Consider the following 12,531-nt stretch of genomic DNA (forward strand, 5'->3'; position numbering starts at 1 on the left):
GCCTTGAACGCGTTCAAAAATACTCTCGGGCATGACTGTAGACCCCTTCTTGAACATGTTCAAGAAGGGGTCTACAGTCATGCCCGAGACCCCTTCTTGAACATGTTCAAGAAGGGGCTGCGGGGTGGGGATCAGAGGACCTCGGACCCGTCCGGATCCGTCAGGGCGTCCGCGATCTCCGCGCGCAACGCCTCGCCGTGCAACGGCGTCAGCTCCGCGAGCGCGGTGTTCCACTCCTCGGCCGCGCTCTCCACCGCCTCCCGGAAACTCCGCGTCACGGCTCCCCGGGCGAAGAACAGCGCCACCGCGCCCACCGGCCGCAGCAGCCACCGCCCGCGCACGCCCAGCACCACCGAGACCCGCCAGGAACCGTCCTCGGCCGGGCGCGGGGTGACCGTCAGACGGGCCTTGCCCAGCCGGTGCACCGCCTTGCCGGACACCGGGGCCCGGGCGGCCGGGGGAGCCGCGGGAAGCCGGTCCACCGCCGCCCACCAGGCGGCCAGATCCGCCTTGCCGCGCCCCGAGAAGCGGTACAGCGAACCGCCCTTCGGGTTGTGCCCGGACAGGGAGAGCTCCAGCGCCCGGGGCGTCAGCGGATCGCGCAGCCGTATCTTCGTCCGGACGGAGAAGGAGGCGTCCTCCATGAGGTTCTCCACCTCTATGGAGCGGGAGGGCCGCCACTCACGCAGAACGGTCGCCTCCGACACCGGGACAGCCTGCGCGACGGGCCCGGAGGCGGGCTCCGGGGCGGGGGCGGCCTCCGAGGACGCGGGCTTCTCCGGCGCCTCCGGGGTGCTCGCATAGCGCGCTCCCGGCTGCAGATGACGCCCCTTCAGCAGCCGCAGGCCGTCCACGGCCCGCCCGTCGGCCAGCAGGACCGCCCCGTCCGGGCCCTCCCGGGAGGCGTCCAGGAGGCCGACCGTCAGGCCGGCGGCCTCCTCGAACCAGCCACGGTCCAGAGGAGCGACGGTGACCGTGTGCTCGAAGCGCGCCATGGGACCGCCCCGGGGCTCAGGCGCTCATGGAGCGGGCGTGGTTGAGCTGGCCCATGATCGCCGGGAAGGTGTGCGGGCCCATGGCCGGGATCATCGTGGAGTGGTGCCGGCCGCCGCTGGTGACCGTGACCTGGATGAAGCCGGTGGTCCGCTTCTCCTTCATCAGCAGGAACAACAGGCCGATCAGGCAGAACAGCGCGAAGATGATCGCCAGCACGACCGCGTGCGTCGGGATCTTCTCCTCTGTGCGCGACATGTCCGTGGCCGTCCAGACCGCGCCCTTGAGCGGCATCGACCCGGACGGGGTGACGATCGCGTCGCTCATCACGGTGATGTCGCCGATCGACAGCACCGGCACCCCGCCCTGGCCGGGCACGCCCTGCGGCACCGGCAGGTACTGCCCGGGCATCGTCGGCTGAGCGTGCTGCGGGTACCCGTAACCGGGCCCCGGCTGGGTCGCCGCCTCCGGCAGCGGCTGCGGATAGCCGTACGCGGGCGTGGCGCCCGGCGCCGGATACCCGTACGCCTGGCCGTCGGCGACGGTCGGCTGGTGACCCGGCTGCTGCTGGGGCGGGCCCCACTTGTACGCGTCGTCCGCGTACGGATTCGGCTCGCTCACGACGATCCCCGTTCTCTTTCGGTCTTCAGCTCCGCTGAACCGTACCGCCCGTGGGGCCCCGGTGCAGCAACAGGCCCCGCCCCCGGCAGCGGTGAGGCTGCGGGGGCGGGGCCTGTCGACGTAACAGGTGTTACGGGCGGGTCAGAAGCGACGCGTGATGAGCGCGCGCTTCACCTCCTGGATCGCCTTGGTGACCTCGATGCCACGCGGGCAGGCGTCCGTGCAGTTGAACGTGGTGCGGCAACGCCACACGCCGTCACGGTCGTTGAGGATCTCAAGCCGCTGCTCGCCGGCCTCGTCGCGCGAGTCGAAGATGAAGCGGTGCGCGTTGACGATCGCCGCCGGGCCGAAGTACTGGCCGTCGTTCCAGAACACCGGGCACGAGGACGTGCACGCGGCGCACAGGATGCACTTGGTGGTGTCGTCGAACCGCTCGCGGTCCTCGGGGGACTGCAGACGCTCGCGGGTCGGCTCGTTCCCCTTGGTGATGAGGAAGGGCATGACGTCGTGGTACGCCTGGAAGAACGGGTCCATGTCGACCACGAGGTCCTTGAGGACCGTGAGGCCCTTGATGGCCTCCACCGTGATCGGCTTGTCCGGGTTGATGTCCTTGATCAGCGTCTTGCAGGCGAGCCTGTTCTTGCCGTTGATCCGCATCGCGTCGGAACCGCAGATGCCGTGCGCGCAGGAACGGCGGAACGTCAGGGTTCCGTCGAGCTCCCACTTGATCTTGTGAAGGGCGTCGAGGACACGCTCCTTCGGATCGATCTCGATCTGGAAGTCCTGCCAGTGGACCTCGTCCGACACCTCGGGGTTGAAGCGGCGGATCCGGAACGTGGCCGTGATGAACGGCGAGTCGGCGAAGCCGGCCTCGGCGTTGTCGGTCTTGTCCAGGGTGGGGGTAGCCATCAGTACTTACGCTCCATCGGCTGGTAGCGGGTCGTGACGACCGGCTTGTAGTCGAGCCGGACCGACTCGGAGCCGTCATCCGCGACCTCGCGGTACGCCATGGTGTGGCGCATGAAGTTGACGTCGTCGCGGTTGGGGTAGTCCTCGCGGTAGTGACCGCCGCGGGACTCCTTGCGGGCGAGCGCGGAGACCGCCATGACCTCGGCCAGGTCGAGCAGGTTGCCCAGCTCGATGGCCTCCAGCAGGTCGGTGTTGAACCGCTTGCCCTTGTCCTGGATCGACACGTTGAGGTACCGCTCGCGCAGCTCGGCGATCTTGGCGACCGCCGTCTTGATGGTCTGCTCGGTGCGGAACACCATCACGTTGGCGTCCATGCACTCCTGCAGCTCCGTGCGCAGGTCGGCGACCCGCTCGGTGCCCGTCGAGTTGCGCAGCCGCTCGACCTGGTCCTGGACCAGCTGGGCCGGGTTCTCGGGAAGCTCGACGAAGTCGTTCTTCACGGAGTACTCGGCGGCCGCGATGCCCGAGCGCTTGCCGAAGACGTTGATGTCCAGCAGCGAGTTGGTGCCCAGGCGGTTGGCGCCGTGCACGGAGACGCAGGCGACCTCGCCGGCGGCGTACAGGCCCGGGACGACGGTGGTGTTGTCGGCCAGCACCTCGCCCTCGACGTTGGTCGGGATGCCGCCCATGGCGTAGTGCGCGGTCGGCTGGATCGGGATCGGGTCCGTGTAGGGCTCGATGCCGAGGTACGTCCGCGCGAACTCGGTGATGTCCGGGAGCTTGGCGTCCAGCTGCTCCGGCGGCAGGTGGGTGAGGTCCAGGTACACGTGGTCACCGGCCGGACCGCAGCCGCGGCCCTCGCGGATCTCCGTGTAGATGGAGCGCGAGACGACGTCACGGGACGCGAGGTCCTTCATGACGGGCGCGTACTTCTCCATGAAGCGCTCGCCGTCCTTGTTGCGGAGGATGCCGCCCTCACCACGGGCGCCCTCCGTCAGCAGGATGCCCATGCGCCAGATGCCCGTCGGGTGGAACTGGAAGAACTCCATGTCCTCCAGCGGCAGACCGCGCCGGTAGCAGGCGGCCTGGCCGTCACCGGTCAGGGTGTGGGCGTTGGACGTCACCTTGAAGAACTTGCCGGTGCCGCCGGAGGCGTAGACGACCGACTTCGCCTGGAAGACGTGGATCTCGCCGGTCGCCAGCTCGTACGCGACGACGCCGGCGGACTTCTTGACCCCGTCGACCTCGGTGATCAGCTGGTCCAGGACGTAGAACTCGTTGAAGAACTCCACGCCCTCCTTGACGCAGTTCTGGTACAGCGTCTGGAGGATCATGTGGCCGGTGCGGTCGCCCGAGTAGCAGGCGCGACGGACCGGGGCCTCGCCGTGGCTGCGGGTGTGACCACCGAAGCGGCGCTGGTCGATCTTGCCCTCGGGCGTGCGGCCGAACGGCAGGCCCATCTTCTCCAGGTCGAGGACGGCGTCGATGGCCTCCTTCGCCAGGATCTCGGCGGCGTCCTGGTCGACCAGGTAGTCGCCGCCCTTGATCGTGTCGAAGGTGTGCCACTCCCAGTTGTCCTCCTCCACGTTGGCGAGCGCGGCGGCCATGCCGCCCTGCGCCGCGCCCGTGTGGGAGCGGGTGGGGTAGAGCTTCGTCAGCACGGCGGTGCGGCTGCGCTTGGTCGACTCGATGGCCGCGCGCATGCCGGCGCCGCCGGCGCCGACGATGACGGTGTCGTACTTGTGGATCTGCATGGTTTTCCTCTGGTCCCTCTGTCCCGGCGCCTAGCGGATGTTCGGGTCGAAGGTGAAGATCACCAGCGTGCCCAGCAGGACGGTGAACACCGTGGCGGTGTACAGGAGCATCTTCAGCCAGAAGCGGGTGTTGTCCCGTTCGGCGTAGTCGTTGATGACCGTACGCAGGCCGTTGCCGCCATGGAGCATGGCGAGCCACAGCATGATGAGATCCCAGGCCTGCCAGAACGGCGAGGCCCAGCGGCCCGCCACGAAGGCGAAGCCGATCTTGGAGACGCCGCCGTCGAGCACCAGCTGGATCAGCAGGTGGCCGAGGACGAGGACGACCAGGACGATGCCCGACAGGCGCATGAAGAGCCAGGCGTACATCTCGAAGTTGCCGCGCGAAGCCTTGGGCGTCTTGGCCGTGCGCTTGCGCGGGGGCTCGATCACCGGGGCCGGGTTGTCGACGTCGTACAGGCTCACGCCCTCGACATCACCGATCGCGGCTGCGGAAGAAGTCTCGCTGGACATGGGCCTCAGCTCCCGAAGACGTCGCGTACGGCGTGACCGAGGACGGGGTACAGGGCCCCGACCATCAGCACGATCCAGATGCCCATCACGGTCCAGAGCATCTGCTTCTGGAGTCGCGGGCCCTTGGCCCAGAAGTCCACGGCGATGATCCGGAGACCGTTCAGCGCGTGGAAGAGAATCGCGGCCACCAGGCCGTATTCGAGGAGCGCGACGATCGGCGTCTTGTACGTGGCCACGACTTCGTCGTAGGCCTCGGGGGAGACGCGGACGAGAGCGGTGTCCAGGACATGTACGAACAGGAAGAAGAAAATGAGGACACCGGTGACTCGATGAGCCACCCAGGACCACATGCCTTCCCGGCCGCGGTACAGCGTTCCAGCCGGCACGGAAGAACCCTCCGGGAGCGGGGATTGGGGTCGGCCGGCTTGACTGTCGGTCTGACCCGGCCGGGTACGGTCCACCGGCCCCGGCCATCGTAGCGACGCTTTGTCGGTTCGTTCGCGCCGGGGCCTCTGGTGTGATCAAAGTGGCAATCAAACAGGCACGTACGGGCTAGAGCGACCCTTACCGCCGAGGGTCCGCGGCGACGAGTCCGACGATCCGGCTCCGGGCGAGTCGGCGCAGCTCCTCGGCGGTCACCGCCCGCTCCTCGTCCACCTCGTGCGCCAGCCGGACCCGGATCCCGGCCAGCACCTGGTCGACGTACTGGGAGGGCCCGACGGCGTCCAGGCAGATCACGAACGCGTGGCCGAACCTGCTCTCGTACGCCGCGTGAGCGGCCCGCAGCGCCAGATGGGCGGCGCGGGGAGCGTCGCTGTGCAGACAGGGGGCAGGCTCCGCGGCCAGCGCCTCCGCGATGTCGCCGGGTGCGAGGTCGTAGCCCGCCTCGTCGGACGCGGCCAGTAGAGCGCCGAGATCGGGGTAGGGGCGGTGGGCGGCCATCCGGTGGGCCCAGCGGAGACTGCCGCAGCACTCGAGGAAGGCCGCCTCGGCGGCGGCGAAGGGGAGGCTGTTGAAGTGGGCCAGGCCGACGGCATGATCGACCGGCGACCCGTCGGCGGGCGGCGCTCCCGGGACGCCGGCCGGAAACGCGGCACCGGCCAGGGCCGCGGCGTCGGCCGGGGCCGGGTGGCGCGGCTGCACGGGCACGGCCGACCGGCCGGCCGGGGGCGTGGATCGCTTCGGCAGGCCGGCGGGGGACTCGCTGGACCTGGACAGCGTGGACACCTCGTATCGACTCGTATCAATGGCAGCTGTGACCCGGTGATCCCGGAAACCCGAAACCGGAGAAGGGTCCTCCGTCCCTGAAAGACAGGCGGGAGCGCGAGGAGGTTCCGCGGGGTGGGAGTGAAGAGGGAGACGAATGTGCCGCAACGCTAACGAGATCGGTCGACGGCCGTCCGACGGACCGGAGAAGAATCACCCGAATGGGAGAGTTTCGGAACGTGTGATGGACGTCTGACCTGCGTCGGCCGGGGTTCCGTCCGGTCGCCCGATGTCCTCGATGGGCGAGGCCGCGACAAAAATGCCAGCCTTGCACCCTATTCACTCGTTTCACCCGTCCTTGACCCCTCAACGGAGGAATCTGCCCGATGTCGCCCACGCGTGGTGCCCTTGTCACCGGCGCGGCTGTCACGGCCGCAGCCGCCGTCGTCCTCACCGTCGTCGTCTGGCCGGAGGGATCCGGCAGCGGACCGTCCGGCGACACGGCGTCGCCCTCCGGCACCTCCGCCGAGGCCGCCGCCCCGTCGCCCTCCCGCAGCTACCCGATGTCCAGCACGCCGAGTGTGATCCCAGCCGTCCGCGAGCACACGGCGGCGCGCGGGCCCGGCTGGCAGCCGGGCAAGGACAGCACCGTCGTCATCGCCAAGGGCAGCCAGGTGCTCGCCGACGAGGCGGAGCTGCTCGCCGAGGAGCTGAAGATCCGCTACCGGGGCGCCGAGCCGGCGAAGGCGGGAGACGTGGAGCTGGCGCTCGGCGCCAAGGACGCGGGCCCCACCGAGTCGTACACGCTCACCGTGCGCGACCGGAAGGTGAAGATCACCGGACCCGACGAATCGGGCGTCTTCTACGGCACCCGTACGCTCAAGCAGTCCCTCAAGGCGGACGGCACGGTCCCCGAGGGCGTCGTCAACGACCGGCCGGACCGCCCGCAGCGCGGACTCAACCTCGACATCGCGCGCAAGCACTACAGCGCGGAGTGGATAGAGGACCGCATACGCGAGATGGGCGACCTCAAGCTCAACCAGCTCGGCCTGCACTTCTCCGACGACCAGGCCTTCCGGATCGAGTCGAAGTCCCACCCCGAGGTGGTCTCCGACGAGGCCCTCACCCAGGACGAGGTCCGTCGCATCGTCGGCCTCGCCAACAGCCGGCACATCGAGGTCGTCCCCGAGATCGACTCGCCCGGACACCTCGGCGCGGTGCTGGCCGCCCACCCCGACCTCCAGCTGCGCAACACCGCGGGCGTCGAGTCGAAGGGCTCCATCGACATCTCCAAGCCGGGCGCGGCCAAGCTCATCGACGAACTCCTGGAGGAGTACACCGAGCTGTTCCCGGGCCGGTTCTGGCACCTCGGCGCGGACGAGTACCAAGCGCTGACCGTCCAGAACCCCGCCGCCTCCTACCCCCAGCTCCAGCGGGCCGCCGAGGAGAAGCACGGCTCCGACGCCACCATCGAGGACCTGGCCACCAGCTGGCTGAACGACCGCGCGGACGTCGTCGTCCCGAAGGGCCGGACCGCGAAGGCCTGGAACGACGGCCTCTTCCGCGGCACGAAGGTCAAAGCCGACGAGAACATCGAGATCGAGTACTGGACCGGCAAGGAGATCGGCGCCCGCCCGCCGCAGGAGTACCTCGCCGAGGGCTACAAGATGCTGAACCTCAACGACGAGTTCCTCTACTACGTGCTCGGCGAGCCCAACGAGTTCGTCTACCCGACCGGCGAGCGGATCTACGAGCAGTGGACCCCGCTGGTCCTGCGCGGCACCGAACCCGTGGCCGAGCGCTACTCGAAGCAGATCCTCGGCGGCCGGTTCGCCGTCTGGGGCGACCTGCCGAACGCGCAGACCACCGAGCAGGTGGCCGACGGCATCAGGATGCCGCTCGTGGCGACTTCGCAGAAGCTGTGGGATCCGCGGAAGCCCGCGCTGAGCTGGGCACAGTTCCAGGAGCTGGCGGAGCGGACCGGCAGCGCCGGGTAGTTCCGGGGCGTTCCCCGGCGGCGGACCACAGCCCGTGGACAGGTGTGCTGTCCACGGGCTACGGTCCGCCGACCGCGCGCTCCTGGGGAGGGACGCGAGAGGTCACACACGGACATCACGTTCGCCACGCCCATCACATCCATCACGTCCGTCACATCGGTCATGTCCTGGGGGGACTTCTCCGTGCTCTGTACCCGCTGCCGCATCAGAACGGCCGTGACCGACGAAGGCCTGTGCACCTTCTGCTCGGGCACCCGGCCGCCTCTGCCGGAAGGCTCGACAGCCCTGGTCCCCGGCCCCGGTGGCTGGGGCGTCGGCACCTGGCCGCGCTCACCCGTCGCCCTGTCCCGGGCGGTGACGGTGCTGCTCGGCGTGGTCATCGCCACCGACCTGTTCGCCCTCGTCACGGGCCTGCGCATGCGCTACCTCTGGGACCGGCTTGCTACGGACGGGGGCATGGCCGTCTACGGCGAGGGCGGCGCGTCGGCCGAGCGGCTCTACCTCGTGTCGGGCAACGTGCAGAGCCTCGCGTTCCTGGTCACCGCCGTCGTCTTCATCGTCTGGTTCCACCGGACCCGCCGGAACGCCGAGGTCTTCGACCCGAGCGTGCAGCGGATGGGCCCCGGCTGGGCGGTGGGCGGCTGGTTCGTCCCCATCGCCAACTTCTGGTTCCCGTACCGGGTCGCGGCGGGCATCTGGGAGGCCAGTGCGCGGCCCCGGCCCGACGAGGGCCTGCGGGAAGTTCCCCGTACGCCGCTGAACCTCTGGTGGGCGGCATGGGTCGGGACGCTGCTGCTCGCCCGGGTCTCCGGGCGGATGTGGGAGCGGGCCGAGGAGCCGGCGGAGATCGTGCGGGCCGCGGGCCTGGTGGCGGCCTCCGACGCGCTGGACATCGTCGCCGCGGTGCTCGCGATCCTCTTCGTCCGCGCGGTGACCCGGATGCAGGTCGAACGGGCCGCGCACTCCCTGGCGCCCGCCCCGGAGCGCAACGCCCCCGTAGCGACGATGTGACGATTTTCAGCCATTCGGCGCAGTATCCGGTAGACCGAGGGAGACGTCAATGAGTCTGCTGGAACTGATCGAACGAGCCGACGAGCGCACGCTGGCCGCCGGGGCCGTGGCCTGCCTGGAACGCTGCCTGCCGCTGCTCGCGGGGCCGGACGCGGAGCCCCTGCGCCCGCTCTGGGCAGGCTGTGAGGACGGGCGGGATTGGGCCATCCGGCTCGCGGCGGTGCGTACGGCGATGGAGCAGGCGTCGGTCCCCGACGGCCCGGCTGCGCTCGTACGGGCGATGCTCGGCGCGGCCCCCTCCGACTTCGCCGCCGTACCGCTGCGGGAGTGGGCCGACGCCTGTTCGCTGGTCGCGCTCCGGGTCCACGGCCGGTTCGACGCCCCGGACGGGGACGCGCCGCCGGACGAGGAGCACCTGCTCAAGGCGGCCCGCAGCGGCGAACCCGCCGCCGTGGGCCCGCTGGTCGCGGGGGAGCTGGAACGGCAGGTCCGCATCCTGGAGATCCTCGCGGAGACCACCGGCACGGCGGGCAGCGGCGCCGGCCTCCGCAAGGCGCTGGACCTGTCCACGGAGGGCCGCCGGGTCCTGCGCGCGGTGATGTCACGACGGGCCCGGGGACGGGGCTGAGGGCGGCCCGGCACCAGCAGAAGTTTTTCCCTCGGCACATCGGTGGTGCGGTGCCCGGAAGGAGCCCGTCCGGGGCACCGCGCGACGGCCGGGCGCTACTTCGCCGCGTCCAGCGCCGCCAGGGCCTGCGCCCACCCGACGTACTTCAGGCGGGCGAGATCGGCGACCGTGTCCACCCCGAACGCCTCCTTGAGCAGGTCACCCTGACGGTCCGAGACACCCTTGAGAGCCGACACCGGCGCCGCCAGCACCTCCGGCACGCTCTTGTCCGCCCACGCCTTGTCCAGCACCTTGTCCAGGTCGATCGAAGCCACGGTCGTTCCCCTTCTCCCAGTAGATCTACAGGCGTGTAGAGCTTAGGAGGGGAGGGGGCGGCGCACCGGGCACAGTCGGAAAATCACCTGCGAACGTCCGAAAGACGCTCGGCCGCCACGGACAGCACCACGTTGGGATGCCCTCGGCGTCGGTGACCTTGGCTTCCAGACCCTCGGCCGTTCCGATCCACAGGACGCGAGCGGGTGGCCGGACGAATCCGTGAGGGGTTGGTCACCCCCTCGGCGTCGGTGAAAAGGCGCAGGGAGAGGAGGAGCGACGACCGGGGCCGCCACCCCCCACAGGAGAGGCCCCGGCCGTCTTCCACGGGGTCGCAGCACGACCCCGTACTCATCTCAGCGCCATGACTGCGTTTTCTGTCACACCGGAGGGGCGGCCGACGAATTGTTGCGAGTTGTACAAGTCGTGGACGTGACCCCCGCCGAGCACGTAGCGTGCTGGTTCGCGCAGGGTTGCGCAGCAGTTGACCAGCTGCGATTGAGGACGGCAGGGCGGGTTGAGGGAGTGCTGGGGGACGACGCGGAGCTGACTGCCGCGGTGCTCGCGGCACAGGACGGGGACGAGGACGCCTTCCGTGCTGTGTACCGCGCGGTGCAGCCACGGTTGTTGGGCTACATACGGACGCTGGTCGGGGAGCCGGACGCCGAGGACGTGGCGTCCGAGGCGTGGTTGCAGATAGCCCGCGACCTCAGCCGCTTCAGCGGCGACGCCGACCGGTTCCGGGGCTGGGCCGCGCGGATCGCGCGCAACCGCTCTCTGGACCACCTGCGGATGCGCAGCCGCCGCCCCGCGATCGGCGGCGACGAGACCGAGCTGACCGCGCGCGCCGCCGAGTCCGACACCGCGGGCGACGCCATCGAGGCCCTGGACACCGACCGCACCATGTCCCTCATCGCCCAGCTGCCCCAGGACCAGGCCGAGGCCGTGGTGCTGCGCGTGGTCGTCGGGCTCGACGCGAAGAGCGCGGCGCAGACCCTGGGCAAGCGGCCCGGCGCCGTACGCACCGCCGCCCACCGCGGCCTCAAACGACTCGCCGAACTCCTCGGCGCCGACGGCCAGTTCCCGGCGCCCCGGGCCGATGGCGACGGCGCGTTCGACCCGGACGGCGCCCCCGAACCGGCCCAGGGCGACGCGGGCCAGGACGCGGGCGGCGGTGCCGGGCTCGGGGCCGTGCCCTCCCAGCGGCCCGGCCGGGGCGGTCCGGCGACGCCCGCCGCGGTCACTCCCGGTGTGACGCATTCGCGACCGTGGACGCAGAAGGACATGTGATGGCCGACGAGCACTACGAGTGGCTTGACAAGGACGCGGCGGAGAGACTTCTCCGCGGCGAACCGGTCGTCCCCGTGGGCGACGAGGCCCGCACCGACGCCTTCCGCCTCGCCGAAGCGCTCGGCGCGGCCCGCGCGGGGCTGCGGGCCCCGGCAGGCGAACTCCCCGGCGAGGACGCCGTCCTCGCCGCGTTCCGGCAGGCCCGCCACGACAGCGGTGTGGACCGGCTCGCCGGCCGTGCCGCCGGCGCCGCCGCCCCCGGCCGCCCCGGACTGCTGCACGCCGTCCAGCTCGGCTCCGCCCCCGACGCCCCGGCCCGCCGCCCGCGCTGGAGCCGGCCGGTCCGCTTCGGCCTGGTCGCCTCGCTCGCGGGCTGCGCGCTCGGCGGGGTGGCGGTCGCCGCCGGTACGGGCGTGTTCACCGGAACCTTCGGCGGCCAGGGTTCGCCCGCGCCGGCCACCTCCGTATCGGCCGCGGTGACCCCGGGCCCCCTGATGTCCAGCGGGCCCGTCGACGAGTCGTCCGCCCCGGCGGACCCGTCCTCGCCCGCCGAGCCGGAGGCGACCTCCTCGCCCGCGAACCGGGAATCCGGCGGCCCCGAGGAGCCCGACGGCGCGCGGACCGGCGAGACCGGCCGGGAGTCCGACGAGGACCGCCCGGGCACCTCGGAACGCCCGGACGGCGACGGCCGGGAGGAGACCTCCGGCGGCGGCGACGGCCAGGACGAACGGCCCGGCGGCCCGGGCGGCTCCGGCGGCGACACGGACTCCGGGAACTGGTACGAGAAGTCCGTCAAGGCCTGCAAGGCCTTCCGCGACGGCACGCTGGACGAGCGCAGCCGACGCCAGCTGATCCAGTTCGCGAAGGGCGAGAAGAACCTGAAGCGCTTCTGCGACCGCCTGCTCGGCGGGGGCGGCGGCAGCGGCGGGAACGGCGGCTCCGGCGGCGGGGACGACGACGGCGACGGCGGCCACAACGGGCCGGGCAACGGTGGCGGCGGCTCGCTGCCGCCCGTCTCCTTCCACCCCGTACCGCGCGCCGCCGCGGCTCCGGAAGCGGGTGCTGGTGCCGGAGCGGGTGCCGGTGTCGGGGCGGACGCTGAGGTTCCGTCCCTTCCGGAGAGCAGCGGTGCGGCCTCCGTGCTGACCCGCTGACCCCGCTGACCTGCGTTTTCAGGTCTTGCCGGACGGCCCGCGCCACCAGGTGTGACGTTTTTCGTAAGCCGGGCGCAGTACAGAGTGAGCCGACTGGTCATCGGCCGCGCAACGAGCCGGGGTTCCCCCCGTACCTTCGGCTC

Annotated in this window: 13 protein-coding genes; 5 read left to right on the plus strand and 8 right to left on the minus strand. The window is 71.0% G+C overall.

Translation table 11 applies throughout. From position 1 onward, the window contains the following. Positions 1 to 131: 131 nt before the first annotated feature. The 7 genes from ACFWM7_RS27195 to ACFWM7_RS27225 form a co-directional block, all read right to left on the minus strand. Positions 132 to 995 carry a hypothetical protein gene (locus ACFWM7_RS27195; RefSeq protein WP_383265160.1) on the minus strand — a complete coding sequence of 288 codons (864 nt, stop codon included), beginning with the start codon at positions 993 to 995 and terminating at the stop codon, positions 132 to 134. 16 nt (positions 996 to 1,011) lie between these two features. Further along, the gene (locus ACFWM7_RS27200; RefSeq protein WP_383265163.1) at positions 1,012 to 1,614 is read right to left on the minus strand and encodes a hypothetical protein; all 603 of its coding nucleotides are present in this window, start codon (positions 1,612 to 1,614) and stop codon (positions 1,012 to 1,014) included. 141 nt (positions 1,615 to 1,755) lie between these two features. Continuing rightward, positions 1,756 to 2,523 carry a succinate dehydrogenase iron-sulfur subunit gene (locus tag ACFWM7_RS27205; RefSeq protein ID WP_205085414.1) on the minus strand — a complete coding sequence of 256 codons (768 nt, stop codon included), beginning with the start codon at positions 2,521 to 2,523 and terminating at the stop codon, positions 1,756 to 1,758. After that, positions 2,523 to 4,277 (minus strand): succinate dehydrogenase flavoprotein subunit, encoded by a 1,755-nt coding sequence (gene sdhA, locus ACFWM7_RS27210; protein WP_383265167.1) that lies wholly within the window; start codon positions 4,275 to 4,277, stop codon positions 2,523 to 2,525. Before sdhA ends, ACFWM7_RS27205 begins: the two co-directional genes overlap by 1 nt. 30 nt (positions 4,278 to 4,307) lie before the next feature. After that, on the minus strand, positions 4,308 to 4,790 hold the full coding sequence (locus tag ACFWM7_RS27215; RefSeq protein WP_383265170.1) for a succinate dehydrogenase hydrophobic membrane anchor subunit: 483 nt from the start codon (positions 4,788 to 4,790) through the stop codon (positions 4,308 to 4,310). Positions 4,791 to 4,795: 5 nt separating this feature from the next. Beyond that, the gene (sdhC, locus tag ACFWM7_RS27220) at positions 4,796 to 5,176 is read right to left on the minus strand and encodes a succinate dehydrogenase, cytochrome b556 subunit (protein WP_078625614.1); all 381 of its coding nucleotides are present in this window, start codon (positions 5,174 to 5,176) and stop codon (positions 4,796 to 4,798) included. A 178-nt stretch (positions 5,177 to 5,354) separates the two neighbouring features. After that, complete coding sequence (locus ACFWM7_RS27225; RefSeq protein WP_383265187.1) at positions 5,355 to 5,939, minus strand: 2-oxo-4-hydroxy-4-carboxy-5-ureidoimidazoline decarboxylase; 585 nt, start codon at positions 5,937 to 5,939, stop codon at positions 5,355 to 5,357. 443 nt (positions 5,940 to 6,382) lie between these two features. Between ACFWM7_RS27225 and ACFWM7_RS27230 the strand changes: the two genes are divergently transcribed. The 3 genes from ACFWM7_RS27230 to ACFWM7_RS27240 all read left to right on the plus strand — a co-directional run bounded on the left by ACFWM7_RS27230 (position 6,383) and on the right by ACFWM7_RS27240 (position 9,632). Beyond that, a complete protein-coding gene (locus ACFWM7_RS27230; RefSeq protein ID WP_383265172.1) occupies positions 6,383 to 7,993 on the plus strand; it encodes a family 20 glycosylhydrolase in 1,611 nt (536 codons plus the stop codon). 183 nt (positions 7,994 to 8,176) lie between these two features. After that, the gene (locus ACFWM7_RS27235) at positions 8,177 to 9,004 is read left to right on the plus strand and encodes a DUF4328 domain-containing protein (RefSeq protein ID WP_383265175.1); all 828 of its coding nucleotides are present in this window, start codon (positions 8,177 to 8,179) and stop codon (positions 9,002 to 9,004) included. 49 nt (positions 9,005 to 9,053) lie between these two features. Then, the gene (locus tag ACFWM7_RS27240) at positions 9,054 to 9,632 is read left to right on the plus strand and encodes a hypothetical protein (protein WP_383265177.1); all 579 of its coding nucleotides are present in this window, start codon (positions 9,054 to 9,056) and stop codon (positions 9,630 to 9,632) included. A 95-nt stretch (positions 9,633 to 9,727) separates the two neighbouring features. Here ACFWM7_RS27240 and ACFWM7_RS27245 read toward each other — a convergent pair whose 3' ends face one another. Beyond that, positions 9,728 to 9,946: a hypothetical protein gene (locus ACFWM7_RS27245; protein WP_383265179.1), complete on the minus strand. Its 219-nt coding sequence runs from the start codon at positions 9,944 to 9,946 to the stop codon at positions 9,728 to 9,730. Between the two features lie 523 nt (positions 9,947 to 10,469). Here ACFWM7_RS27245 and ACFWM7_RS27250 point away from each other — a divergent pair. Together ACFWM7_RS27250 and ACFWM7_RS27255 are read left to right on the plus strand one after the other, a co-directional pair. After that, entirely contained in the window at positions 10,470 to 11,234 is a 765-nt protein-coding gene (locus ACFWM7_RS27250) for an RNA polymerase sigma factor (protein WP_383265182.1), read from the plus strand. Next, positions 11,234 to 12,388 carry a hypothetical protein gene (locus tag ACFWM7_RS27255; protein ID WP_383265184.1) on the plus strand — a complete coding sequence of 385 codons (1,155 nt, stop codon included), beginning with the start codon at positions 11,234 to 11,236 and terminating at the stop codon, positions 12,386 to 12,388. The genes ACFWM7_RS27250 and ACFWM7_RS27255 overlap by 1 nt, the downstream gene beginning before the upstream one ends. The last annotated feature ends 143 nt before the right edge of the window (positions 12,389 to 12,531 follow it).

The organism is Streptomyces sp. NPDC058375, from assembly GCF_042723425.1.
GTDB classification, from domain to species: Bacteria; Actinomycetota; Actinomycetes; order Streptomycetales; family Streptomycetaceae; genus Streptomyces; species Streptomyces durocortorensis.

Excerpts from the sequence above, each read along its gene's own strand:
- ACFWM7_RS27205 (WP_205085414.1), bottom strand. The coding sequence starts at position 2,523 with ATGGCTACCCCCACCCTGGACAAGACCGACAACGCCGAGGCCGGCTTC.
- ACFWM7_RS27215 (WP_383265170.1), bottom strand. The coding sequence starts at position 4,790 with ATGTCCAGCGAGACTTCTTCCGCAGCCGCGATCGGTGATGTCGAGGGC.
- ACFWM7_RS27255 (WP_383265184.1), top strand. The coding sequence starts at position 11,234 with ATGGCCGACGAGCACTACGAGTGGCTTGACAAGGACGCGGCGGAGAGA.
- ACFWM7_RS27240 (WP_383265177.1), top strand. The coding sequence starts at position 9,054 with ATGAGTCTGCTGGAACTGATCGAACGAGCCGACGAGCGCACGCTGGCC.
- sdhA (WP_383265167.1), bottom strand. The coding sequence starts at position 4,277 with ATGCAGATCCACAAGTACGACACCGTCATCGTCGGCGCCGGCGGCGCC.
- ACFWM7_RS27230 (WP_383265172.1), top strand. The coding sequence starts at position 6,383 with ATGTCGCCCACGCGTGGTGCCCTTGTCACCGGCGCGGCTGTCACGGCC.
- ACFWM7_RS27195 (WP_383265160.1), bottom strand. The coding sequence starts at position 995 with ATGGCGCGCTTCGAGCACACGGTCACCGTCGCTCCTCTGGACCGTGGC.